21 protein-coding genes and 1 pseudogene are annotated in these 23,057 nt (G+C 66.0%); 17 read left to right on the forward strand and 5 right to left on the reverse strand.

Features of this window, described 5'->3' with window-relative positions; all coding sequences use genetic code 11:
- Window positions 1–288: 288 nt before the first annotated feature.
- From urtA to FHR97_RS02430, 14 genes and pseudogenes are all read left to right on the forward strand, one after another.
- Window positions 289–1,608, forward strand: a complete 1,320-nt coding sequence (gene urtA, locus FHR97_RS02365; RefSeq protein WP_183382154.1) for an urea ABC transporter substrate-binding protein — start codon at window positions 289–291, stop codon at window positions 1,606–1,608.
- Window positions 1,609–1,781: 173 nt separating this feature from the next.
- Window positions 1,782–3,386, forward strand: a complete 1,605-nt coding sequence (gene urtB / locus FHR97_RS02370; RefSeq protein WP_425486057.1) for an urea ABC transporter permease subunit UrtB — start codon at window positions 1,782–1,784, stop codon at window positions 3,384–3,386.
- 3 nt (window positions 3,387–3,389) lie between these two features.
- Window positions 3,390–4,529: an urea ABC transporter permease subunit UrtC gene (urtC, locus tag FHR97_RS02375; protein ID WP_183382155.1), complete on the forward strand. Its 1,140-nt coding sequence runs from the start codon at window positions 3,390–3,392 to the stop codon at window positions 4,527–4,529.
- Window positions 4,526–5,365: an urea ABC transporter ATP-binding protein UrtD gene (gene urtD, locus FHR97_RS02380; RefSeq protein WP_183382156.1), complete on the forward strand. Its 840-nt coding sequence runs from the start codon at window positions 4,526–4,528 to the stop codon at window positions 5,363–5,365. The genes urtC and urtD overlap by 4 nt, the downstream gene beginning before the upstream one ends.
- On the forward strand, window positions 5,365–6,063 hold the full coding sequence (gene urtE / locus FHR97_RS02385) for an urea ABC transporter ATP-binding subunit UrtE (RefSeq protein ID WP_183382157.1): 699 nt from the start codon (window positions 5,365–5,367) through the stop codon (window positions 6,061–6,063). The genes urtD and urtE overlap by 1 nt, the downstream gene beginning before the upstream one ends.
- Before the next feature lie 298 nt (window positions 6,064–6,361).
- Window positions 6,362–7,264, forward strand: coding sequence for an urease accessory protein UreD (locus tag FHR97_RS02390; protein WP_183382158.1), 903 nt, complete (start codon window positions 6,362–6,364; stop codon window positions 7,262–7,264).
- Between the two features lie 164 nt (window positions 7,265–7,428).
- Window positions 7,429–7,731 carry an urease subunit gamma gene (ureA, locus tag FHR97_RS02395; RefSeq protein WP_183382159.1) on the forward strand — a complete coding sequence of 101 codons (303 nt, stop codon included), beginning with the start codon at window positions 7,429–7,431 and terminating at the stop codon, window positions 7,729–7,731.
- A 175-nt stretch (window positions 7,732–7,906) separates the two neighbouring features.
- Window positions 7,907–8,209: pseudogene (locus tag FHR97_RS02400) on the forward strand (urease subunit beta); the annotation flags it as partial.
- Between the two features lie 110 nt (window positions 8,210–8,319).
- A complete protein-coding gene (gene ureC / locus FHR97_RS02405) occupies window positions 8,320–10,023 on the forward strand; it encodes an urease subunit alpha (protein ID WP_183382161.1) in 1,704 nt (567 codons plus the stop codon).
- Between the two features lie 60 nt (window positions 10,024–10,083).
- Window positions 10,084–10,587, forward strand: coding sequence for an urease accessory protein UreE (gene ureE / locus FHR97_RS02410; RefSeq protein WP_183382162.1), 504 nt, complete (start codon window positions 10,084–10,086; stop codon window positions 10,585–10,587).
- On the forward strand, window positions 10,577–11,278 hold the full coding sequence (locus FHR97_RS02415; RefSeq protein ID WP_183382163.1) for an urease accessory protein UreF: 702 nt from the start codon (window positions 10,577–10,579) through the stop codon (window positions 11,276–11,278). Before ureE ends, FHR97_RS02415 begins: the two co-directional genes overlap by 11 nt.
- A gap of 95 nt (window positions 11,279–11,373) precedes the next feature.
- Window positions 11,374–12,027: an urease accessory protein UreG gene (gene ureG, locus FHR97_RS02420; protein ID WP_183382164.1), complete on the forward strand. Its 654-nt coding sequence runs from the start codon at window positions 11,374–11,376 to the stop codon at window positions 12,025–12,027.
- Window positions 12,028–12,056: 29 nt separating this feature from the next.
- On the forward strand, window positions 12,057–12,269 hold the full coding sequence (locus tag FHR97_RS02425) for a hypothetical protein (protein ID WP_183382165.1): 213 nt from the start codon (window positions 12,057–12,059) through the stop codon (window positions 12,267–12,269).
- Between the two features lie 164 nt (window positions 12,270–12,433).
- Window positions 12,434–13,858, forward strand: a complete 1,425-nt coding sequence (locus FHR97_RS02430) for a phospholipase D family protein (RefSeq protein ID WP_221187640.1) — start codon at window positions 12,434–12,436, stop codon at window positions 13,856–13,858.
- 10 nt (window positions 13,859–13,868) lie between these two features.
- Here the strand turns inward: FHR97_RS02430 and FHR97_RS02435 are convergent, their stop codons facing one another.
- From FHR97_RS02435 to FHR97_RS02445, 3 genes are all read right to left on the reverse strand, one after another.
- Window positions 13,869–14,858: a hypothetical protein gene (locus FHR97_RS02435; protein WP_183382166.1), complete on the reverse strand. Its 990-nt coding sequence runs from the start codon at window positions 14,856–14,858 to the stop codon at window positions 13,869–13,871.
- Complete coding sequence (locus FHR97_RS02440) at window positions 14,855–16,690, reverse strand: ABC transporter ATP-binding protein (RefSeq protein ID WP_246403676.1); 1,836 nt, start codon at window positions 16,688–16,690, stop codon at window positions 14,855–14,857. Before FHR97_RS02440 ends, FHR97_RS02435 begins: the two co-directional genes overlap by 4 nt.
- 249 nt (window positions 16,691–16,939) lie before the next feature.
- Window positions 16,940–17,872: a YihY/virulence factor BrkB family protein gene (locus FHR97_RS02445; protein ID WP_183382167.1), complete on the reverse strand. Its 933-nt coding sequence runs from the start codon at window positions 17,870–17,872 to the stop codon at window positions 16,940–16,942.
- 249 nt (window positions 17,873–18,121) lie between these two features.
- Between FHR97_RS02445 and FHR97_RS02450 the strand changes: the two genes are divergently transcribed.
- The 3 genes from FHR97_RS02450 to dcd all read left to right on the forward strand — a co-directional run bounded on the left by FHR97_RS02450 (window position 18,122) and on the right by dcd (window position 21,110).
- Entirely contained in the window at window positions 18,122–19,366 is a 1,245-nt protein-coding gene (locus FHR97_RS02450) for a hypothetical protein (RefSeq protein ID WP_183382168.1), read from the forward strand.
- A gap of 159 nt (window positions 19,367–19,525) precedes the next feature.
- The gene (apbC, locus tag FHR97_RS02455; protein ID WP_183382483.1) at window positions 19,526–20,326 is read left to right on the forward strand and encodes an iron-sulfur cluster carrier protein ApbC; all 801 of its coding nucleotides are present in this window, start codon (window positions 19,526–19,528) and stop codon (window positions 20,324–20,326) included.
- 217 nt (window positions 20,327–20,543) lie between these two features.
- Window positions 20,544–21,110, forward strand: a complete 567-nt coding sequence (gene dcd, locus FHR97_RS02460) for a dCTP deaminase (protein ID WP_126486044.1) — start codon at window positions 20,544–20,546, stop codon at window positions 21,108–21,110.
- Between the two features lie 131 nt (window positions 21,111–21,241).
- Here the strand turns inward: dcd and purN are convergent, their stop codons facing one another.
- Window positions 21,242–21,982 carry a phosphoribosylglycinamide formyltransferase gene (gene purN / locus FHR97_RS02465; protein ID WP_183382169.1) on the reverse strand — a complete coding sequence of 247 codons (741 nt, stop codon included), beginning with the start codon at window positions 21,980–21,982 and terminating at the stop codon, window positions 21,242–21,244.
- A complete protein-coding gene (purM, locus tag FHR97_RS02470; protein WP_183382170.1) occupies window positions 21,979–23,052 on the reverse strand; it encodes a phosphoribosylformylglycinamidine cyclo-ligase in 1,074 nt (357 codons plus the stop codon). Before purM ends, purN begins: the two co-directional genes overlap by 4 nt.
- Window positions 23,053–23,057 lie beyond the last annotated feature (5 nt).

A 23,057-nucleotide genomic window follows, 5' to 3' on the forward strand; every position in this document is an offset into this window, starting at 1 on the left:
CAGGCCGGCGCCCCTCGTGCCGTCTGGAGGGTCGAACCGGGCCTGCCTCATGCGGGTGCAGTGGGCCGGCCATCGGCACCGCCCTGGTTCGATATCGGGCGTCATCCTGCACCAGAAAGCACCGCCTGCTTCCAGAGAGACAGGGTTGTGTATGTCCAATTCATTGAAATAAAAGGAATAGTGAGGAGCCGCCGTATTCTGGCACGCCCCTTGCGCTGGTAAGGGGGCAGGGGGCCGTCGCCACCGTACCGCTGCCCATCGATACCAACCACATCGCAAGGAGTTTCCATGATCCCGATTCCGACCGTGCATCCCACACGTTGGCTGGCCGCCTCGCTGATCGGCCTGGGTCTCTCCTCGCCGGCGATTGCCCAGGAGGACCCGATCAAGGTCGGCATCCTGCACTCGTTGTCCGGCACCATGGCCATCAGCGAGTCGACCCTCAAGGACACCCTGCTGATGCTGATCGAGCGGCAGAATGCCGAGGGGGGGCTGCTCGGTCGCCAGATCGAGCCGGTGGTCGTCGACCCGGCCTCCGACTGGCCGCTGTTCGCCGAGAAGGCCCGCGAGCTGCTGGCCCAGGAGGAGGTCGACGTGATCTTCGGCAACTGGACCTCGGTGTCGCGCAAGTCGGTGCTGCCGGTGGTCGAGGAGCTCAACGGCCTGCTGTTCTACCCGGTGCAGTACGAGGGCGAGGAATCCTCCGAGAACGTCTTCTACACCGGGGCGGCACCCAACCAGCAGGCGATTCCCGCCGTCGACTATCTGATGAACGAGGTGGGGGCCGAGCGCTGGGTGCTGGCCGGCACCGACTACGTCTATCCGCGGACCACCAACAAGATCCTCGAGGCCTATCTCAAGGCCCACGGCGTGGCCGACGAGGACATCATGGTCAACTATACGCCCTTCGGTCATTCCGACTGGCAGAACATCGTCTCCGACATCAAGCGCTTCGGCAGCCAGGGCAAGAAGACCGCGGTGGTCTCCACCATCAACGGCGATGCCAACGTGCCGTTCTATCGCGAGCTGGGCAACCAGGGCATCGATGCCGCCGACATCCCGGTGGTGGCCTTCTCGGTGGGCGAGCAGGAGCTCTCGGGGATCGACACCGCGCCGCTGGTCGGCCACCTGGCCGCCTGGAACTACTTCATGAGCGTCGATACCGACGCCAACTACGACTTCATCGACAGCTGGATCGAGTACACCGGCGACGAGATGGCGGTCACCAACGACCCCATGGAGGCCCACTACCTCGGCTTCACCATGTGGAAGGAGGCCGTGCGCAAGGCCGGTACCACCGACGTGGATGCGGTCAAGGACGCCATCATCGGGGTCAGCGTCCCCAACCTGTCCGGTGGCCATGCGGCGATGATGCCCAACCACCACATCACCAAGCCGGTGCTGATCGGCGAGATCCAGGACAACGGCCAGTTCTCCATCGTCTGGGAGACCCCGTCCACCGTCGCCGGGGACGCCTGGTCCGACTACCTGCCCGGCTCCCGGGACCTGATCAGCGACTGGCGAGCGCCCCTGGAATGCGGCAACTACAACGTCGTCGAGGGTCGCTGTGGCGGTGGTGCCAGCGAGGATGTCGCGACGGCGGAATGATCTCGTCCGCGGGCCGGCCGCCTCAGGGGCTATCGCAGTTAGCGGTATCGCTCGGGGCTCTTCCGTCGACAAGCCCCGGCGCCCCTCGCTGAGGGCAATAGCGATTGCCCTGGCGTGCACCGGCGTGGTTGATCCGAGATACGCCATCTCACCACTTCCTACAGGACATGCCCATGAGGATGATCCGCTCCCTCGTGCAGGGGCTGCTGTGCCTCGTCGTCGTGGCGCTCGCCGCACCGGCCGCCGTGGCCGCGCCCGACGACGACGGCCAGGCGCTGCTCGAGGCCCTCGATACCCGCTCCTACGCCGACAAGGGCGAGGCCATTGAGGCGCTCGTCGCCAGCGGCGACGAGCGCACCCGGCGCTGGCTGGACGCCCTGCTCGACGGCAAGCTGCAGCGTCACCAGGACACCGGTCGCTTCGTCGTGGTGCTCGAGAACCGCGGCCGCCAGTGGCCGGTGGCCGATGCCCTGAGCGGCGAGCGACTCGGCGAGATGTCACGGCGCGAGCTCGACCGCATCGGCATCAACAATGCGCTGCGCGGCCAGTTGCACAGCACCCTGGCGGTGCTCGACCTGCGCGTCGACGACGTGCGGGCGCGCCGTGAAGCGGCCCGCGAGCTGCTCGGCAATGTCGAGGCCGCCATGCTGGCGCCGTTGCAGCAACGGGTGGCCGACGAAGCCGATGGCGAGGTGAGGCGCCTGCTCGAGCAGGCCATCGCCATCCATCGTCTGGGACAGGGCGATGCCGCGGCCGTCGAGGGCCTGGCCGGTAGCCTCAATCCCGAGGCTCGGGCGGCACTCCGTGCCGCCGCGCGCAGCGACGACGTCGCCCTGGCCGAGGCCGCCAGCGGGGCACTCGCCGGTATCGAGCAGAAGCTCAAGCTGAACCGCGGCGTCGAGACGCTCTACTTCGGCCTGTCGCTCGGCTCGGTGCTGGTGCTGGCGGCCATCGGCCTGGCGATCACCTTCGGCGTGATGGGCGTGATCAACATGGCCCATGGCGAGCTGATGATGCTCGGGGCCTACACCGCCTGGGGGATGCAACAGCTGCTGCCCGGCCAGCCGGGGCTGGCGCTGATCCTGTCGATCCCCGCCGGCTTCCTGGTGGCGGCCCTGGCGGGGATCGCCATCGAGCGCAGCGTCATCCAGTTCCTCAAGGGGCGTCCACTGGAGACCCTGCTGGCCACCTTCGGCGTCAGCCTGATCCTCCAGCAGCTGGTGCGCACCCTGATCTCGCCGCTCAACCGCAGCGTGGTCTCGCCCGAGTGGATGAGCGGTTCGCTGATGATCAACGAGGGGCTGTCGCTGACCCTCAACCGTCTGTTCGTGCTGGGCTTCGCGCTGCTGGTCTTCGCCGGCCTGATGCTGGTCATGCGCCGCACCCGGCTGGGCCTGGAGGTGCGCGCCGTGACCCAGAGCCGCGCCATGGCGCGCGCCATGGGCATCCGCGCGACCCGTGTCGACATCCTGACCTTCGCCCTGGGCTCCGGCGTGGCCGGGCTCGCGGGGGTGGCGCTCTCCCAGCTCACCAATGTGGGGCCCAACCTCGGCCAGAACTACATCATCGACTCCTTCATGGTGGTGGTGTTCGGCGGGGTGGGGAACCTCTGGGGCACCCTGGTGGCGGGCCTGTCACTGGGCGTGATCAACCAGGTCCTCGAGCCCTGGGCCGGCGCCGTGCTGGCCAAGATCCTGGTGCTCGTCTTCATCATCCTGTTCATCCAGAAGCGCCCCCGCGGACTCTTCCCGCAGAAGGGCCGGGCGGCGGAGGGCTGATTCATGCTGGCTTCAAGATCCTGGCTATCCCGACCCCTGCACGAGCGCTCGACGCGGCTCTTCCTCGGCGCGCTGATCGCGGCCCTGGCCGTGGTCACCCTGCTCAACCTGGCGTTGCCGGCGGGGCATCCGCTGCATGTCTCCACCTATACCGTGACGCTGCTCGGCAAGTACCTGTGCTATGCGCTGCTGGCCGTGGCGGTGGACCTGGTGTGGGGTTATCTCGGCATCCTGAGCCTTGGTCATGGCGCCTTCTTCGCCCTGGGCGGCTATGCCATGGGCATGTACCTGATGCGCCAGATCGGTGATAGAGGTGTGTACGGACATCCTGTCTTGCCGGACTTCATGGTGTTCCTCGACTGGCAGAGCCTGCCCTGGTACTGGCACGGCTTCGACATGGCCTGGTTCGCCTTCCTGATGGTGCTGCTGGCGCCGGGACTGCTGGCCCTGGTGTTCGGCTTCCTGGCCTTCCGCTCCCGGGTCACCGGGGTGTATCTGTCGATCATCACCCAGGCGCTGACCTTCGCGCTGATGCTGGCCTTCTTCCGCAACGAGATGGGCTTCGGCGGCAACAATGGCCTGACCGACTTCAAGGAACTGCTGGGCGTCGACCTGACCACCGACGCGACCCGCCTGGGGCTCTTCCTGGCCACCGGCGTGGCCCTCGCCCTGGGCTATGTGCTGTGTCGGGCGATCGTCGCCAGCAAGCTCGGCCGGGTCTGCGTGGCGACCCGCGACGCCGAGGCCCGCACGCGCTTCCTGGGCTACCGGGTGGAACGCTTCCAGCTCTTCGTCTTCGTGGTCTCGGCGATGCTGGCCGGCGTCGCCGGCGCGCTCTATGTGCCCCAGGTGGGCATCATCAATCCCGGCGAGTTCTCGCCGATCTTCTCCATCGAGATCGTGCTGTGGGTGGCGCTGGGCGGTCGCGGCACCCTCTACGGCGCGGTGATCGGGGCGTTGATCGTCAACTACGCCAAGACGGTGTTCACCGGCGTGATGCCGGATGCCTGGCTGTTTGCCCTGGGCGGGCTCTTCGTGCTGGTCACGGTGCTGCTGCCGAAGGGCATCGCCGGCCTGCTGGGCTATCGCCGGCCGCGCCGCCCCCCTGACTCATCCACGACCCCACGGGAGGCCTCGACATGAACGTCCTGAAATCGCTGGCCGATCGCGATCGCGTCTTCGACTTCCTGGTGCCCGTCGAGTCCCCGGTCGACGTGCGCCATGGCCCGATCCTCTATCTCGAGGACGTGACGGTCAGCTTCGACGGCTTCCGCGCCATCGAACGCCTCAACCTGACCATCGACGATGGCGAGCTGCGCTGCATCATCGGCCCCAACGGGGCCGGCAAGACCACCATGATGGACATCATCACCGGCAAGACCCGGCCGGATGCCGGCCGGGTCTGGTTCGGCAGCCGCCACGACCTGCTGACCATGAACGAGCCGGAGATCGCCAGCCTCGGCATCGGCCGCAAGTTCCAGAAGCCCACGACCTTCGAGGCCCTCACCGTCTTCGAGAACCTGGAACTGGCCATGGCTGCCGACAAGCGCATCCTGCCCACCCTCACGGCGCGGACGACCGGCGAGGTCCGCTCGCGAATCGAGGAGGTCATGACCACCATCGGCCTGGTCGAGCTGCGTCATCGCCCGGCCGGGATCCTCTCCCACGGCCAGAAGCAGTGGCTGGAGATCGGCATGCTGCTGATGCAGCGTCCGCGGCTGCTGCTGGTGGACGAGCCGGTGGCCGGCATGACCGAGCAGGAGATGGAACGCACCGCCGAGCTGCTCACCGGCCTGGCGGGCCAGCAGTCCGTGGTGGTGGTGGAGCACGACATGGGCTTCGTGCGCTCCATCGCCCGCACGGTCACCGTGCTCCACCAGGGCAGCGTGCTGGCCGAGGGCCGCATGGACCAGGTGTCCCTGGATCCCCGCGTCGTCGAGGTCTATCTCGGCGCCGAAGCCGACGAGGAGGTGGCCTGATGCTCGCGATTGACAAGCTCGACCAGTACTACGGCGAGAGCCATACCCTGTGGTCCCTCGACCTCGAGGTGCCGGCGGGGGAATGCACCTGCGTGATGGGCCGCAACGGGGTCGGCAAGACCACCCTGATGAAAGCGGTGATGGGCGAGGTCCCAGTGGCCTCGGGCAGCATCCGCTATGCGGATGATGTGGAGCTGACGAAGAAACGCGTCGAGGACCGTTCGCGGCTGGGCATCGGCTATGTGCCCCAGGGGCGCCAGATCTTCCCGCTGCTCACCGTGGAGGAAAATCTGCGTACCGGCCTGGCGGCCCGCGGCGATGGTCGCAGGTCGATCCCCGAGCGCATCTACGAGCTGTTCCCGGTGCTGGCGGAGATGAAGCACCGTCGCGGCGGCGACCTCTCGGGCGGCCAGCAGCAGCAACTGGCCATCGGCCGGGCGCTGGTACTCGAGCCCCGGCTGTTGATCCTCGATGAGCCGGGGGAGGGCATCCAGCCCAATATCGTCACCCAGATCGGCGAGGTGATCCGTCGCCTGATCCGCGAGGACGGCCTGACGGTGCTGCTGGTGGAGCAGAAGCTGCCCTTCGCCCGCAAGTATGCCGACCGCTTCGCGATCATGGACCGGGGGCGACCGGTCGCCGGCGGCGAGATCGGCGAGCTCAGCGAGTCGCTGATCAAGGAGCATCTCAGGGTCTAGTGTCTGGGGTCTGGGGTCTGGGGTCTGGGGTCTGGGGTCTGGAGCTACGAGCGCCCGTCTCGGCCTCGGCCGTGGTGGGCACTTCGCCCCATGGTGGTGCGTTCGTCGCTCTCGCGTACTCGGATGGTGCAAAAGCCCGCTCGCTCAGCGGCGCCGGTGGTGCATGCGAGTATCCGGATACCTCTTTGTGTACAAAATAAGTTTTTGATAAACAAAAGATTGCCGGTGTCTTCACCAGATTGGTACGCGACTTGCTCAGTGAGAGGCAACTGCCACCGGACGCACAGGACCCTTGTCGATGACGGCCATCCCGCGCGCCATCCCTTCCCATCCCGAGTCGGGCCACCGCTTCGATGCCGGCCGCCGCTGGGCGGCATCGCTTGACCTTGTCTTCTCGGTACGGGATGGCGTGACCCGCCTGTCCCGGGCGCGTCACCAGGGGCCATTGCGGGTCCAGCGGCCCTTCTATCCCGAAGGGCGCGATGCGGCAGGCCGCCCCGGTGCCTGCCACCTCTATCTGCTGCACCCTCCCGGTGGCCTGGTCAGCGGCGATGCGCTGAATATTGCGGCACGTGTCGAGACGGGAGCCCAGGCGCTGCTGACCACGCCGGCCGCCAACAAGCTCTACCGAACTGATAGCCACGGTGTGGCCTGGGCGCAGCAGACCCGTCTCGAGGTGGCCGATGGGGCCGTCCTCGAGTGGCTGCCCCAGGAGACCATCGCCTTCGATGGCTCGCGCGGTGAGCAGGGCACCCATGTCGAGCTGACGGGAACGGCGCGCTGCCTGGGCTGGGAGGTGCTGTCCCTGGGCCGCCCGGCCAGCCGGCTGCCCTATGTCACCGGCCGCATCGAGCAGCGCTTTCGCCTGACGCGTGACGGCAGGCCGCTGTGGCTGGAGCGCCAGCCGCTGGACCCGAATCATCCTCGCTTTACCGGACGCTGGGGGCAGGGCGGTGCCACTGTCCAGGCGACGCTATGGGCCGTGGGCCTGTCCGACGAGGCCGAGGCCATCGAGGCACTACGCGAGCAGTTACCCGCGAGCCCGCACTGGGCGGTGACGGTGCGTCACGGGGTGCTGCTGCTGCGCTACCTGGCAAACGAACGCAACGAGGCCTGGGCGCTGTGCGAGGCGGCCTGGAAGGTCTTGCGGCCGCGGCTGATCGGCCGCGAGGCCTGCATACCACGGATCTGGCGGACCTGACCGGCATGAGGCTTTGGGGTCAGACCCCGGCGGAGGCATTTCCGCAAGCAATCAGCAGAAAACGGGCCTTGGTGTAACGGCTGGGGTCTGACCCCAAAAGCCCACAGCTTGTTTGCGACTGGCTGGGCATCGAATGCAATCGACATGGTTTGGGAGCTACCGCGATGGAACTGACCCCGAGAGACAAGGACAAGCTGCTGCTCTTCACTGCCGGCCTGCTGGCCGAGCGGCGCCGGGCACGTGGCCTCAAGCTGAACTACCCCGAGGCGGTGGCGCTGATCAGCTGCGAGGTCATGGAGGGCGCGCGTGACGGCAAGAGCGTCGCCGAGTTGATGGGCGCGGGCCGCGAGATCCTCGGCCGCGACGACGTGATGGAGGGCGTGGCCGAGATGGTCGACGAGGTGCAGGTCGAGGCGACCTTTCCGGATGGTACCAAGCTGGTCACGATCCACGACCCGATCGTCTAGAACTGGCTGCACTCGGCCATGCTGTGTTGGCTTCGTGGCGAAAAATGCTCATTTACTAAAGTAAACTCGGGCGCGAGTCCGATCCGTTTTTCGACACTCGCCGCCTTGCTTGGCCTTCGTTCGCTCAGTTCATAGCGGTTCTACGGCAGACAAACAACGAAGAGGGAAGGGCTCCATGATCCCCGGTGAATACCAACTCCAGGATGGCGAGATCGCGCTCTGCGAGGGCCGCGAACGGATCACTATCGAGGTGGCCAATACCGGCGACCGGCCGATACAGATCGGCTCGCACTACCACTTCGCCGAGGCCAACCCGGCCCTGGTCTTCGATCGGGACCGGGCCCGGGGCTACCGGCTGGATGTCGCCGCCGGCACGGCGATCCGCTTCGAGCCCGGCCAGGCCCGGGAGGTGATGCTGATTCCCTATGCGGGGAGTCGGCGTATCTTCGGCTTTCGCGGCGAGGTGATGGGTGCGCTGCTCTCTAACGCGCCGCCCTCTAGTGCGCCCGAGGCTACGCAAGGCGCGCGTAATCCGCCTTCCGGCGGAGTCAAGGGCGTTGCGAAGCCTGGTAGCCATGGGAGGAAATCATGAAGATCAGCCGCCAGGCCTATGCCGATATGTACGGACCGACCACCGGCGACCGGGTGCGCCTCGGCGACACCGAGCTGTGGATCGAGGTCGAGAGCGATGCCACCCACTATGGCGACGAGGTCAAGTTCGGCGGCGGCAAGGTGATCCGCGATTGCATGGGTCAGAGCCAGCGACTCGACGACGCGGTCATGGACACCGTCATCACCAATGCCCTGATCCTCGACTGGTGGGGCATCGTCAAGGCCGATGTGGGCCTCAGGGCAGGGCGCATCGCCGCCATCGGCAAGGCCGGCAACCCCGACACCCAGCCCGACGTCCAGCTGGTCATCGGTCCGGGCACCGAGGTCATCGCCGGGGAGGGCAAGATCCTCACCGCCGGTGCCATCGACGCCCATATCCACTTCATCTGCCCTCAGCAGGTGGAGGAGGCGCTGATGAGCGGCGTCACCACCATGCTGGGGGGCGGGACCGGCCCGGCCACCGGGTCGAAAGCCACCACCTGCACCCCGGGGGCCTGGCATATCGGCCGGATGCTGCAGGCCGTGGACGGCCTGCCCATGAACATCGGCTTTCTCGGCAAGGGCAACGCCAGCCTGCCGGAAGCCCTGGAAGCCCAGCTCGAGGCGGGGGCCATGGGCCTCAAGCTCCATGAGGACTGGGGCACCACGCCGGCCTCCATCGACAACTGCCTGAGCGTGGCCGACCGCTACGACGTCCAGGTGGCCATCCATACCGACACCCTCAACGAGTCGGGCTTCGTCGAGGACACCCTGGCCGCCTTCAAGGAGCGCGGCATCCATACCTATCATACCGAGGGTGCGGGGGGCGGCCATGCACCCGATATCCTCACCGCCTGCGCCAAGCCCTATGTGCTGCCCTCGTCGACCAACCCCACCCGGCCCTACACGGTGAACACCATCGACGAGCACCTCGACATGCTGATGGTCTGTCACCACCTGGACCCGGCGATTCCCGAGGACGTGGCCTTCGCCGACTCGCGCATTCGCCGCGAGACCATCGCCGCCGAGGACATCCTCCACGACCTGGGCGTGATCTCGATGATCGCCTCGGACTCCCAGGCCATGGGGCGGGTCGGTGAGGTGATCTGCCGCACCTGGCAGACCGCCCACAAGATGAAGCTGCAGCGTGGGCTGCTGCCGGAGGATCAGGCGCGGGGCGCCGACAACCTGAGGGCGCGTCGCTACGTCGCCAAATACACCATCAACCCGGCGATCACCCATGGCATCGGCCATGAGGTGGGCTCGGTGGAGGTCGGCAAGCTGGCCGACCTGGCGCTGTGGGATCCGGCCTTCTTCGGCGTCAAGCCGGCGCTGATCCTCAAGGGCGGCATGATCGCCGCCGCGCCCATGGGCGATCCCAATGCCTCGATCCCCACGCCCCAGCCGGTGCATTACCGCCCCATGTTCGGTGCCTTCGGCCGGGCGGCGAGCCGCTCGCGACTGACCTTCGTCAGCCAGGCCTCCCTGGACGCCGGCATCCAGGACCGGCTCGGACTGGACAGCGACCTCGTGGCCTGCAAGGACGTTCGTGGCGTGCGCAAGGGCGATATGAAGCTCAACGATGCCTGTCCCGACCTCAGCGTGGACCCCCAGACCTACGAGGTGCGGTGCGACGGCGAGCTGCTGACCTGCGAGCCGCTGGCCGAGCTGCCCCTGGCCCAGCGCTATCACCTGTTCTAGCCCCCAACCCCGAACTCTCCACGCTTATCCGCCCCACCCAGATTTCGAGGACATAGAGACATGCTGAAACTGACCGAACGCCTGGGGCCGATAACCGCCGACCAGGCCGATGACAGCCTGACCCTGCCCTTCGAGATGCGCACCCGTGGGCGCTTCAAGGCGACCAGCGACGCGGGTCGCGAGGTCGGCGTCTTCCTCGATCGCGGCCAAGTGCTGCGCGATGGCGAGGGGCTGCGTGCCGAGAGCGGCGAGACACTCAGGGTGCGTGCCGCCGTGGAGCCGGTGATCACGGCCCGCATCGAGGCCGGCCTCGCGCTGGCGCGGCTGTGCTATCACCTGGGCAACCGCCATGTGCAGTTGGCCCTGGGCGGCGGCGATGCCGGCACCGGTTGGGTGCGCTTCCCGCCGGACCATGTGCTGGAGGCCCTGGCCGAGCGCCTGGGGGCCCGGCTCGAGCGTCACGAGGCGCCCTTCGATCCCGAACCGGGGGCCTATGCCCAGGCCGGGGAGGGCCAGGGGCACCACCATCATCACCACGGCCAGGCGCATGGCCATGCTCACTGAGCGTCCAGAGGCAGCGACCGAAGGCGACGACCTGGCGCTGCTGGGCCTGCTGCAGCTGGTCAGCCCGGCGCTGCCGATCGGCGCCTTTGCCTGGTCCCAGGGGCTGGAGAGTGCCTTCGAGCTGGGCTGGGTCGAGGACGAGGCGAGCCTCGCCCGTTGGCTGGAGGGCGTGCTCGACGATGGCCTGGCACGCTGCGAGCTGCCGGTGCTGACCCGGCTCATGTCGGCCTGGGCGGACCGGGAAGGCGCGGCGGTGGCCCAGTGGAACGACTGGCTCGCCGCCAATCGCGAGACCGCCGAGCTGGCCGCCGAGGACGCGCGCCTCGGCGCCGCCCTGGTCCGCCTGCTGGCGAGTCTCGAGCTGCTGCCGAGCGAGACGCCGCTGCCCCAGCCGGCCGGTTACGTCACCGTCTTCGCCTGGCTGGCCCATGCCCGCGGCATCGCCCCTCGTCAGGCGCTGCTGGGGTTCGCCTGGGCCTGGCTGGAGAACCAGCTCGCGGTGGCCTGCAAGGCCCTGCCGCTCGGTCACACCGCGGCCCAGCGCCTGGTCGAGCGCCTGCGGCCGTCCCTGGTAACGGCCGTGGACGCGGCCCTGTCGCGGGACGACGAGGCGCTCGGCCCGGTGCTGCCGGGGCTGGCGCTGGCCAGCGCCCGGCACGAAACCCAATATTCACGACTCTTCAGAAGTTAGCGGCGCTACGCGCCGATCTTCCCTCTTCGAGTCGCGGAGCGACGTCTTCCTTCTGGCCATTTCCCGGAAGTTGAATTCATGCAAGGAGAAAGTCGATGACTCATTGCCTGCGTATCGGCGTCGGCGGCCCGGTCGGCTCCGGCAAGACCGCGCTGCTCAAGCAGCTCTGCCTGGCATTGCGCGACCACTACGACATCGCGGTGGTCACCAATGATATCTACACCCGGGAGGACGCCGACTTCCTGACCCGTCACGAGGCGCTGCCCGAGGACCGCATCCTCGGGGTGGAGACCGGTGGTTGCCCGCATACCGCCATCCGCGAGGATGCCTCCATGAACCTCGCCGCCATCGACGACCTGCAGGCCCGCCATCCGGGCCTCGAGCTGGTGCTGGTGGAGTCCGGGGGCGACAACCTCTCGGCGACCTTCAGCCCCGAGCTCTCCGACCTGACGCTCTACGTCATCGACGTCTCCGCGGGTGACAAGATCCCCCGCAAGGGCGGCCCCGGGATCACCAAGTCGGACCTGCTGATCATCAACAAGATCGATATCGCCGAGCGGGTGCACGCCTCCCTGGCGGTGATGGAGCGCGACTCGCGCCGCATGCGCGGCGAGCGCCCGTTCGTCTTCGCCAACCTGCATGACGGCATCGGGGTGGAGGAGATCATCGCCTTCATCCTCGATCGCGGCATGCTGCCCGAGCGCCGGCCGACCCAGGGCCGGCCCGCGGCGGACGACGTATCCGCCTGACCCTCATCCCCCCTCAAGGAGACCTTCCGATGCTTCGCCTTCTCACCCCTGTCGTGCTCGCCGGCCTGCTGGCGAGCGCCCCCGTCCTCGGCCATCCCGGACACGGCGCTCCGTCGCTGCACCAGCATGCCGCCGAGCCCTCGCCCCTCGTCCTGCTGGGCGTCGCCACCCTCGCGGGCGTCGCCGTCGGCCTGCTGGGACGGACCCTGCTGAGGCGTCGCCGGGCACGTTCCCGGCACTGAGACGGCGGCATGCGCTCCCCCAGCGCCTCGCCACCTGCATGCCGGCGGCGGGCGCGTTATGCTGCTGATGATCGTCGTCGACCGGCGTCCAGGATGGCCGGCCGGGCCGGCAAGGAGAGTCAGGGATGCGTAAGCGACGCGGATCGCACGGGGGGAGGATGCCCATGGGCGCGTGGATACTGGCCATCGGGTTGCTCGCGTGGGCGGCCATGGGCCTGTGGCAGCGCTACAAGCCGCTGCCCGAGGGCATCGGCGAGGCCCATCCGGTGCGCACCGCCGACGCGGTGCGCTTCCTCGCCGACGAGACCTGGTACGACGCCGAGGGAGACCGACATCATCGCCGGGTCATCTTCGACGAGGTGCTCGGCCTGATCGGCCAGGCGCAACGCCTGGTGGTGGTCGACATGTTCCTGTTCAACGACTTCGCCGGCGAGGCCCGTGGCCACGAGTTCCGGCCCCTCTCGGCACAGCTCACCCGGGCGCTGGTGCGTCAGCGAGAGCGGCATCCCGACCTCCAGGCGGTGCTGATCACCGACCCGCTCAATACCGTCTATGGTGGCCTGGAGCTCGATCACCTGCAACGCCTGCGCGAGGCCGGCGTCTCGGTGGTCATGACCGACCTGACGCGGCTACGCGCCTCCAATCCGCTGTGGTCCGGGCTCTGGCATCTCGGGCCACGCTGGCTCGGCAACAGCGCCCAGGCCGGCTGGCTGCCCAATGTGCTGGGACCGGGACGCGTGACCCTGCGCAGCTACCTGGCCCTGGCCAACGTCAATGCCAACCATCGCAAGACCCTGGTGGTGGATCACGGCGAGGGCTGGGCCGGCCTCGTGACCTCGGCGAACCCCCACGATGCCAGCAGCCTGCACGTCAATGTGGCGCTGCGCTTCGAGGGCGCTGCGGCGCTCGACCTGCTGGCCTCGGAGCGTGCGGTGGCGACCTGGTCGGGCGTCGAGGTGCCGGGGCCGATGCCCCCGGGGGGGGACGACGACGTCTCGGGTCTGCGCCTGCAGCTGCTCACCGAGGGGGCCATCCTCGACGCCCTGCTGACCGCCGTGGAGCGCACCCGGGAAGGAGATCGACTGGATATTGCGGTCTTCTATCTGGCCCATCGCGACCTCATCGAGGCGCTGATCGCCGCACGACGGCGTGGCGTCGAGGTCCGCGTGCTCCTCGACGCCAACCGGGAGGCCTTCGGCATCGACAAGGGGGGCATTCCCAACCGGCCGGTGGCCGATGAGCTGGTGGCGGCCGGCATCACGGTGCGCTGGTGTGCCAGCCGTGGGGAGCAATGTCACAGCAAGCTGCTGTTTCGTCATCCGGCGAACGGCGGAGAGGCCGAGCTGATCCTCGGTTCGGCCAACTTCACCCGACGCAACCTGGATGACCTGAACCTCGAGAGCAGCGTGCGGCTCACCGGCCCGCCACAGCACCCGTCGCTGGCCGAGGCGGCGGCCTTCTTCAGCCGTCGCTGGCAGTCCACGCCGGAGCACCTGACCAGCCATCCCTACGGGAAGCAGGACGCCGTCAGCGCGGCGACCTGGTGGCGCTATCGGGTCATGGAGGCCACCGGGCTCTCGTCCTTCTAATGTTTGCAGATCACCGCCGATCATGATGGCAGTATGAGAGCCACTCGCTGGCCGCCTTGGGCGGTCTTTTTCTTGATATTCGATCGAATATGCTCGTCGCTTCTTCTTCTGTGTGGAACCCTCTGACGACGCTGGGGAAATGTCGTGCGCACGATCTCAGGAGTATGCCACCAGGCGCCTTTTTTTCCTGCAAATATACTGTCGCAGATTCGTAGCCTAATGCTGCCAGGCACGCTATGCGGTGTTGGCCCGTCGAAATGGCAATCGTCCAGTCATTTTCATCCGCCCAGACTGTTCCGGTTATCCAGTCGCCTCTTTCAGGTGTGTATCCATGTTGTTTTATCGAATCATACAAGGTGGTCAGTCTGCCGTATTCAATGGCAAGTTTTTTTATTTCAATGGGTCCGTATTCACTTCCTCCGATGAACTTTCCCGTTCTTATGCCTTGTGCTTCATCTTCCTTTCGATAGATGTATTTTAAATAGGATATTTGATCTTCTGGGCGCCTGGAGGCCCAGAGTGGTGTGGCGGCGAGCGCGGGTAGTGCGTTGAAATCTGTATAGCTGGGGTTGTCGATATCCATTAGATCGCTTGCGCTTTTGGGCTGATAAAGCTCATAGTAGCGATATAGGGGCGACAGCTCCAAAGGGATGTTCTTGTCGTTTTTGTACTCATTCAAAGTCGCGAGAAAAGGGTGCCCGTCTTCCGGATCAAGTGAGAAGGCACTGTAGTTGAATGTTACCATCTTGCTCAATGGGGCTGTGATCAGAAAGGGGTTGCCACGAGCAGCATAAGCGGCCTCGATCGGGTGAGGGCAATCAGCTTTGGTGAGGTCGAAGACAATCGTTTCCTTGGTTTTTCTGATTTCGATGCCGGCAGAATACAGGGAGGATTTTATCAGGTCTTTTGCCGATCCCGTCAACATGATCTCATCTCCCGGTGGAAAAGCGGCAAGGGGTGGTGGTGCTTTCCGAAAGTGATCGATGAGTTTCCAGCTCATGCATGCTCGGCCATCCGCTGGAAAGTTGCATTACGCTCTACCAGCTCGTCAAACGTTCCACTATCAATGACGCGACCGGCCTCCAACAGGTAGATACGGCCGCACGACTTTACAGTCGCCAGGCGATGGGCAACCATGACAATGGTTTTCTTTCCCGAAAAGTCATGAATGGCATCTATCACCAAACGCTCTGTAATGCCATCCAGAGCGCTGGTCGCTTCATCCATGACCAGGACTTCCGCGTCATCATACAGTGCCCGCGCGATGCCGATACGTTGGCGTTGCCCCCCCGAGAGCTGAATGCCGCGTTCACCGACCCGAGTGTCGAGGCCTTCGGGCAAGCGTTCCAACAGTTCCTCGAGGTGAGCCATCTTGGCGGCACGCAGGACCTTCGCATCGTCAATGCCTTCCCTGGGCAGGCCAAAGGCGATGTTTTCCCGAATGCTGGCATCGGCCAGGAAGATACTTTGGGGCACGAAGCCAAGGGTGTTCTGCCACGCCCGGCGCCGGTCGGGTGTCAGGGGTTGACCATCCAGCGAAACCTGCCCCTTTTCAGGCACAATCAGTCCTAGAAGCAGGTCGATGATGGTGCTTTTGCCACAGCCTGAAGCACCAACCAGACCGATGACGCCATTGACGGGAATGGTCAGGTTGATGTCTTCCAGCGTGATTTCCCTCTTGCCTGGATAGCGGAACGTAATGTTTTCCAGGCTGATGGAGTGATGGGGCACCCATTTTTCGTCCCGAAGCGTTGACTCGCCTTGGTCGTTCTCGGGCTGACTGGCCTCCAGGTCATCTTGCAGGTTGGTGAAGGACGCAATGTTGCCACGCACCGTGGCCAGGCCGCGGTAGATTTGCTGGAAGGCCGGCATCAGCTTGAACCCTGCCATGGCATACACGGAGAGAATTGGCAGGATCGTGCTCAGGTTGCCTTGATGCGTGATCAGTAAATAAAGAACCAGCGTGATGACAGCCCCGAAGGCAACCAGTTCCATGAGATAACGCGGGGCTTGGCTGAGGGCCATGTTGGTGCCTTTGGCATACCCCAGTTGTCGGCTCGACTTTTCGAAACGACGATTGAACTCAGATTGACGTCCCAGGAGTAGAGTATCCTTGATGCCGCCAAACCCTTCGTTCATTAATTTAAAGCGTAGGCGGTTGGTCTTGCTCACCACGCTGCCATTATGGATCAGCCTGCGACGGACAGTGCGATAGAGTACCCAATAGATGAAGCTGAATAATGCCAGGCCGCTTAATGCTACCCATGGGTTGAACAAGAAGATTGCTGTCGAAATGAAAAAGGTCAAGAAGATTTTGGCGTTTATTTGCATCAAGGGCGACAGGACGTTGTCGCTGATTCGCCTGCACTCCTGGGCGAGCTTGTTGGTAAGGTCACTGCTGCTTCCGGCGGCATGGAACAGCCAGTCCTGTTGCATGTAATGCCTGTATAGGCGCGTGCTCAGTTCGGCCCCCACTTGCTGGGAATAGAGTGATAGCTTCCAGGTAGTGAGGACAGAAAATATGGCGGCGATGGTTAACACGCCCAGTACACCCAAACCTAGCCAGAACAGGAAAGTGGTGGGGTCACCATTGCCGTGCAGGCGATAGAAGCTGGCCAGGATTCCCTGCCCCTCGAGGATGCTCATGTTCCCGACTACCGCCATGAACCCCCCTATGGCGGCGATGCTGGAGAGCTCTGCGAAGGACATCGCGGCGACCAATAATTGCAAGCGGAAAAGGCGCTTGCGTTGTTCGGCTGTCAGCAACCGGTACAGTCGTTTTATACTAGGTATCAATGGAGAGGTTGATATGTTCTTGACCAGAGGTTCCATAGAGAACTCCCTCACAGGATGTGAGATGATTCCGCACTGAATTGAAGCCCTCAAGCCTTCATAGCGAAGGTCATACTCAAGAGTAACAGATGCGATGAAGAATGTTACAATTTGTGAGGTTAGCGGGTGATGATTTTTCTAATACTGATACGAGGGTAATCTACGCCGAGGTGCTCAAGACATCGGTCGCCGGTCCGAGCACCCTCTCATTAGTGTTGCACCTGGAACTCGAGATCGCCGAGTGAGCTTTCAATCCACGTGGGTGACGGCCTGGTGGCGGGGGTCCAGGTGCCAGGGCACGCCGAGGCGGGCATTACGCTCGAGTTCGGCGATGACCTGGGCACCGAGCAGGAGGATGACGGCGCCCACCTCCAGGGACAGCAGCACCACGATCAGGGTCGCGAGCGAGCCATAGACGGCATTCACGAAGGACAGGTTCTCGAAGTAGAACACCAGCAGCAGCCGGACGCCCTCCCACAGCAGGGCGGCGACGAAGCCGCCGACCACGGCGCGTCGCACGGCGATGCGTACCACCGGCAGGACCTTGTAGATGGCGCTGAAGAGCAGGAAGACACCCGCGAAGCTTGTCAGGTTGAGGGCGGTGCCGGAGAGCCCCGCCAGGGGCAGTTCCCGGCCCAGCACCGCCATCCATAGCGCATTGACCGCGCTGGCCAGGCTCACCAGCAGGGTCAGGCCCAGCAGGCCGGCGCCCAGCACCACCATGAAGGCATAGGGCATCAGCACCGAGACCCAGATCGAGCGACGCGTATGGGTGTCCGGGGCGTGGAAGATGATCGCCAGGGCATCCTCGAGCATGCGAAAGACGAAGGAGCTGAACACCAGCAGCACGGGGATGCCGAGGATGCCGATGGCATCGCGGGAGTCGAGCAGGGTGCGCACGGCATCCAGCAGCACCTCGGCGTGGGCCGGTGCCAGGTGCCTGGCCTGGATGGCCAGCACGCCGAGCAGGTGCTGCTCGTCCACCACCTGGGCGAGCAACACCACCAGCAGAGCGAACAAGGGCACGATGGAGAGCAGGATATTGTAGCCGACGCCACCGGCCAGCAGGATGCCCCGATTGCGCAGGAAGGCGGCCAGGACCCGCCAGGCGAAATGCAACACCCGTGGCAGAAGGGTGAGCATGCGGTGACGGGCGGGGGCGCGGTCCGGCGGTGCGGTCATGGGCAATCCGGTCGGGGGGGCTTTCGACATGATATGCCGAGGGCCGCCTTCTGCGTCAATCCTCGCCCCGTTGCCCCGGCCGAGGCGGGATGCCGCCGGGCATGGCGGTGTCCCCCCGCCGCGTGCGGCGATCCTCGACGGGGCAATCGCCGAGACCCGTCGGCGCTTCGGGGTGTATGCTGGAATGGTTGCCGGGGCGCCTGCCCAGGGTGTCGCTGGCCCCAGCCAATGATCAAGGGAGAATGCCCGATGGCCGATAGTTCGATGGGACAGCTCTTCAAGGACAATCGCGTCAGAGGCCTGGCAGCCGTGACGGTGATTGCCATCGTCTGGGCCCTGGTGGCCCAGTCCAGCGTGAGCTCCAGCAACGAGGCGCGCGAGTCGCTGCAGGCGCGACTGGAGACGGCGTTGGCCGAGAACGAGTCGCTCTCCGGGCGGCTCGCCCAGCTGGACGAGGCCGAGACCGATGTCGACAGCCTCCAGACGACGATCGAGGAGCTGGAGACCCGCCGACAGGATGCCCAGGCCGAGCTCGAGGACAAGACGGCCGAGTTGAGCAGTGCCCAGAATCAGCTCGAGGAGGTAGGTGCTCGGGTCGAGACCATGCGGACCGACGCCGAGAGTGCCGAGAGCCGGCTGGCCGAGGCCGAGGCGGCCCTGGCCGAAGTCCAGCAGCAGGCCGAGGATGCCGAGCAGGCCCGTGACGAGGCCCAGGCGGCCCGCGACGAGGCCGAAGCCGCCCGCGAGCAGGCCGAGCAGGCTCGCCAGCAGGCCGCCGACCAGCGGGAGGCGATGACCAAGGAGAACACCGCCCTGGAGGAACAGATCGGTGAGCTCGAGACCTCTCTGGAGACGCTCAACCAGGAGCAGCAGACCCTGCAGACCCAGCGCGACGAGACGCGCAACGAGTTCGAGAACCTCAAGGTGGCGATCCAGAGCGGCCGTGATGAGCTCGCCGAGATCGAGTCCCAGGTCGAGGCGCGCCGCAGCCAGCTCGAGCTGCTGAACGCCGAGCTCGACGCCTGGCGCGAGCAGCTCGCCGAGCTGGATACCCGTGTCACCGAGAGTGCCGAGGCCTCCGAGGCAGCCACCACCGAGGCCGGCGATGCCGCCGCCGGAAGCCAGGCGTCCTCTGCCAGCGAGCCGAAAGCCACCTCGTCCAGCGCCTCCGAGGCCGGCGATGCCGCCGCCGGCAGCCAGGCGTCCTCTGCCAGCGAGCCGAAAGCCACCTCGTCCAGCGCCTCCGAGGCTGGTGATAGCGAACAGGCCACTGCTTCCGGCGAACCGGGGGCCACCTCGGGCAGTGCCTCCGAGGCTGGCGACAACGACCAGGCCTCCACTTCAGGCGACCCGGAAACCGCCGGCGCTACCGATGACTCTGCGGACACGTCGTCACAGACCACGACGGCCGATGAAGTCGACCAGGATGCCGACGGTGAGGAGGCGTCGGCGGATGATGCCGAGACGGCACCCAAGGAGTCCTCGAACTCTTGATCCATCCGCGTGCTGTCCAGGCCCAGGGAGCGCGCCGCGGCGCGCCCCCTGTCGCTTCCAGGCAGGGGGGCGGCATTGCATCGGGGCGCGCCGTGACGGGTATACTGGCGCCAGTTGCCGCCTGGGCGGCACCGCCAACTGCAGAAGGAGCGAGTCGTGATCGAAGGGGTCAAGCACATCGTCGCCGTGGCGTCCGGCAAGGGCGGGGTGGGCAAGTCCACCGTCACCGCCAATCTGGCGCTGGCCATGGCCGCCGAGGGCTATCGCGTGGGGGTCCTCGATGCCGATATCTACGGGCCGAGCCAGGCCCAGATGCTGGGCGTCGGTGAGGGCGTGCGGCCGGAGGGCGCCGGCGAGAATCGCATGAAGCCGCTCCAGGCCCATGGCGTCCAGGCCATGTCCATGGCCTTCATGGTGGATATCCGCGAGCCCATGGTGTGGCGTGGCCCGATGGTGGCCGGCGCCTTCCAGCAGCTGCTGACCCAGACCGCCTGGGACGACCTGGACGTGCTGTTCATCGACATGCCGCCGGGCACCGGGGACATCCAGCTGACCCTGGCCCAGAAGGTGCCGGTGGATGGTGCCGTGATCGTCACCACCCCCCAGGACATCGCCCTGCTGGATGCCCGCAAGGGCATCGAGATGTTCCGCAAGGTCAACGTGCCGGTGTTCGGCGTGGTCGAGAACATGAGCCTGCACGTCTGTTCCAACTGCGGCCACAGCGAGCCGATCTTCGGCGAGGGCGGCGGCGAGCGCATCGCCGACGAATACGACACCCGGGTGCTGGGTCGCCTGCCGCTGGCGCTGTCGATCCGCGAGCAGGCCGATGGTGGGCGGCCCACCGTGGTGGCCGAGCCGGAGGGCGAGGTGACCGCCACCTTCCGCGACATGGCCCGCCAGGTGGCCGATCAGCTCAAGGGCGCGGCTGACGAGGGGCCGGAGATCTCCTTCAGCGACTGAGGCTAGAGCTATCTCAGTTTTGGATATGACGAAGGGCGCTGGGGACAGGTCGAAGAGGAGGTCCTGGTATGGATTGACCTGTCACCGGATCAGCCCCGTGCCCCTGAGACACGGCTAGCTGTAATACCTTCGCCGAGGCGACGAGAAGTGACGCTTGACCCCGGGGCCGCTATCATGGCGGCCCCCTTCGTTTCGAATCCACCCAGCAGGACGACCCATGAGCATCAAATCCGACCACTGGATCCGCCGCATGGCCGAGCGGGAAGGCATGATCGAGCCCTTCGAGGCCGACCAGGTGCGCTATGTGAACGACCGGCGGGTGATCTCCTACGGGACGTCCAGCTACGGCTACGATGTGCGCTGCGCCGACGAGTTCAAGGTCTTCACCAACATCCACTCGGCGGTGGTCGACCCCAAGGGCTTCGACGACAAGAGCTTCGTCGACATCAAGGGCGATGTCTGCGTGATCCCGCCCAACTCCTTCGCCCTGGCGCGCACCGTGGAATACTTTCGCATCCCGCGCAGCGTGCTGACCATCTGCCTCGGCAAGTCTACCTATGCCCGTTGCGGGATCATCGTCAACGTCACGCCCCTGGAGCCGGAGTGGGAGGGGCACGTGACCCTGGAGTTCTCCAACACCACCAACCTGCCGGCCAAGATCTATGCCAACGAGGGCGTGGCCCAGATGCTGTTCCTCGAGTCCGACGAAGTCTGCGCCACCTCCTACAAGGACCGTGGCGGCAAGTACATGGGGCAGCGGGGGGTGACCCTGCCGCGTACCTGACTCCGGGCTACGCCCGGGAGCTGTAAGCCATAAGCTTGAAGCTGGCAGAAAAAGCGAACCCCACAGGCACAAGGCTCGTGGGGTTCGCTTTTGACTATCTGGTTTACAGTTTACAGCTTACAGCTTACAGCTTACAGCTCCTGATCCTCGTCCAGTTCCTCGGCGGCGTCGGCGTGGGACATGCGTAGCCCCTGAGCGGGCAGGGGAGTACCGTCGAAGCGGGCACCGTCGTCGGCGAACTGCAGGCGGCCTTCCAGGCACCATTTCACGGCGATCGGGTAGATCAGGTGCTCTCGGGCGTGGACCTTCTCCTTGAGACTCTCTTCGGTCTCGCCCTCGGCCACCTCCACCACCGCCTGCAGCAGCACCGGGCCGCCGTCGAGTTCCTCGGTGACGAAGTGCACGCTGCAGCCGTGCTCGGCGACACCGTCGGCGAGCGCTCGGGCGTGGGTATTCAGGCCCTGGTAGGCCGGCAGCAGCGAGGGGTGGATATTGATCAACCGCCCCAGGAAACGCTGCACGAAACGCGGGGTGAGGATGCGCATGAAGCCGGCCAGCACCACCAGGTCGGGCTCGTGGCGCTCGATGACCTTGATCAGGGCGCCGTCGTAGGCCTCGCGGCTGTCGTACTCGCGGTGGGGCAGGGCGACGGCGTCGATGCCGGCGTCCCGGGCCCGCTTGAGGCCATGGGCATCGGGCTGGTTGGAGATCACGGCGACGATCTCGCCGCCCAGGCGGTCGTGGTGCTGCTCGTCGATCAGCGCCTGGAGGTTGCTGCCGTTGCCGGAGATCAGCACCACCACCCGCCGGGCCTCGGCGGGCTCGGGGGTGAAGTCCTGCAGGGTGTCGCTCGGGTCACCGGTCTCGCTCATGCCTCGAGGTTCTCCAGCCGGACCGCATCCTCGTCCTCGCCGCGGGCGACGATCTCGCCGATGCGATGCACCGTCTCGCCGAGGCCCTGCAGGTGGGCGCGGGCCTGGTCGGCCTTCTCCGCCGGCACCACCAGCACCATGCCGATGCCGCAGTTGAGTACCCGGTGCATCTCGTGCTCGTCGACGTTGCCCTGTTCCTGCAGCCAGTCGAAGACGGCCGGGCGGGTCCAGCTGGCCACGTCGATGCGCGCGGCCGTCCCCTCCGGGAGCACGCGCGGCAGGTTCTCGGTGAGCCCGCCGCCGGTGATGTGCGAGAGCGCATGCACCGGCACGTCGGTCTCCTTGAGCAGCGACAGCAGTGGCTTGACGTAGATGCGGGTCGGCGCCAGCAACGCCTCGCCGAGGGGCTGGCCGTCGATGGCGGTGTCCAGGGAGGCGCCCGAGACCTCGAGGATCTTGCGGATCAGCGAGTAGCCGTTGGAGTGGGGGCCGGAGGAGGCCATGCCCAGCAGCACGTCGCCCTCGGCGACCCGCTGGCCGTCGAGGATCTCGTCCTTCTCGACGACGCCGACGCAGAAGCCGGCCAGGTCGTAGTCGCTGCCCTCGTACATGCCGGGCATCTCGGCGGTCTCGCCGCCCACCAGGGCGCAGCCGGCCTGCTCGCAGCCTTCGCCGATGCCGGTCACCACGTCGGCGGCGATGTCCACATCCAGCTTGCCCGTGGCATAGTAGTCGAGGAACAGCAGCGGCTCGGCGCCGGCGACCACCAGGTCGTTGACGCACATGGCCACCAGGTCGATGCCGATGGTGTCGTGACGGCCGAGATCCATCGCCAGGCGCAGCTTGGTGCCCACGCCGTCGGTGCCGGTCACCAGCACCGGCTCGCGATAGCCGCTGGGCAGCTGGCACAGGGCGCCGAAGCCGCCCAGGCCGCCCATCACCTCGGGGCGGGTGGTGCGGCGGGCGACGCCCTTGATGCGGTCGACCAGGGCGTTGCCGGCATCGATGTCGACGCCGGCATCCTTGTAGCTGAGGGAAGCCCCGCTCGGGCGGTTGGTGGAATCGGTCATGACCT

Source organism: Halomonas stenophila (genome assembly GCF_014192275.1).
In the GTDB taxonomy this organism is placed as follows: Bacteria; Pseudomonadota; Gammaproteobacteria; order Pseudomonadales; family Halomonadaceae; genus Halomonas; species Halomonas stenophila.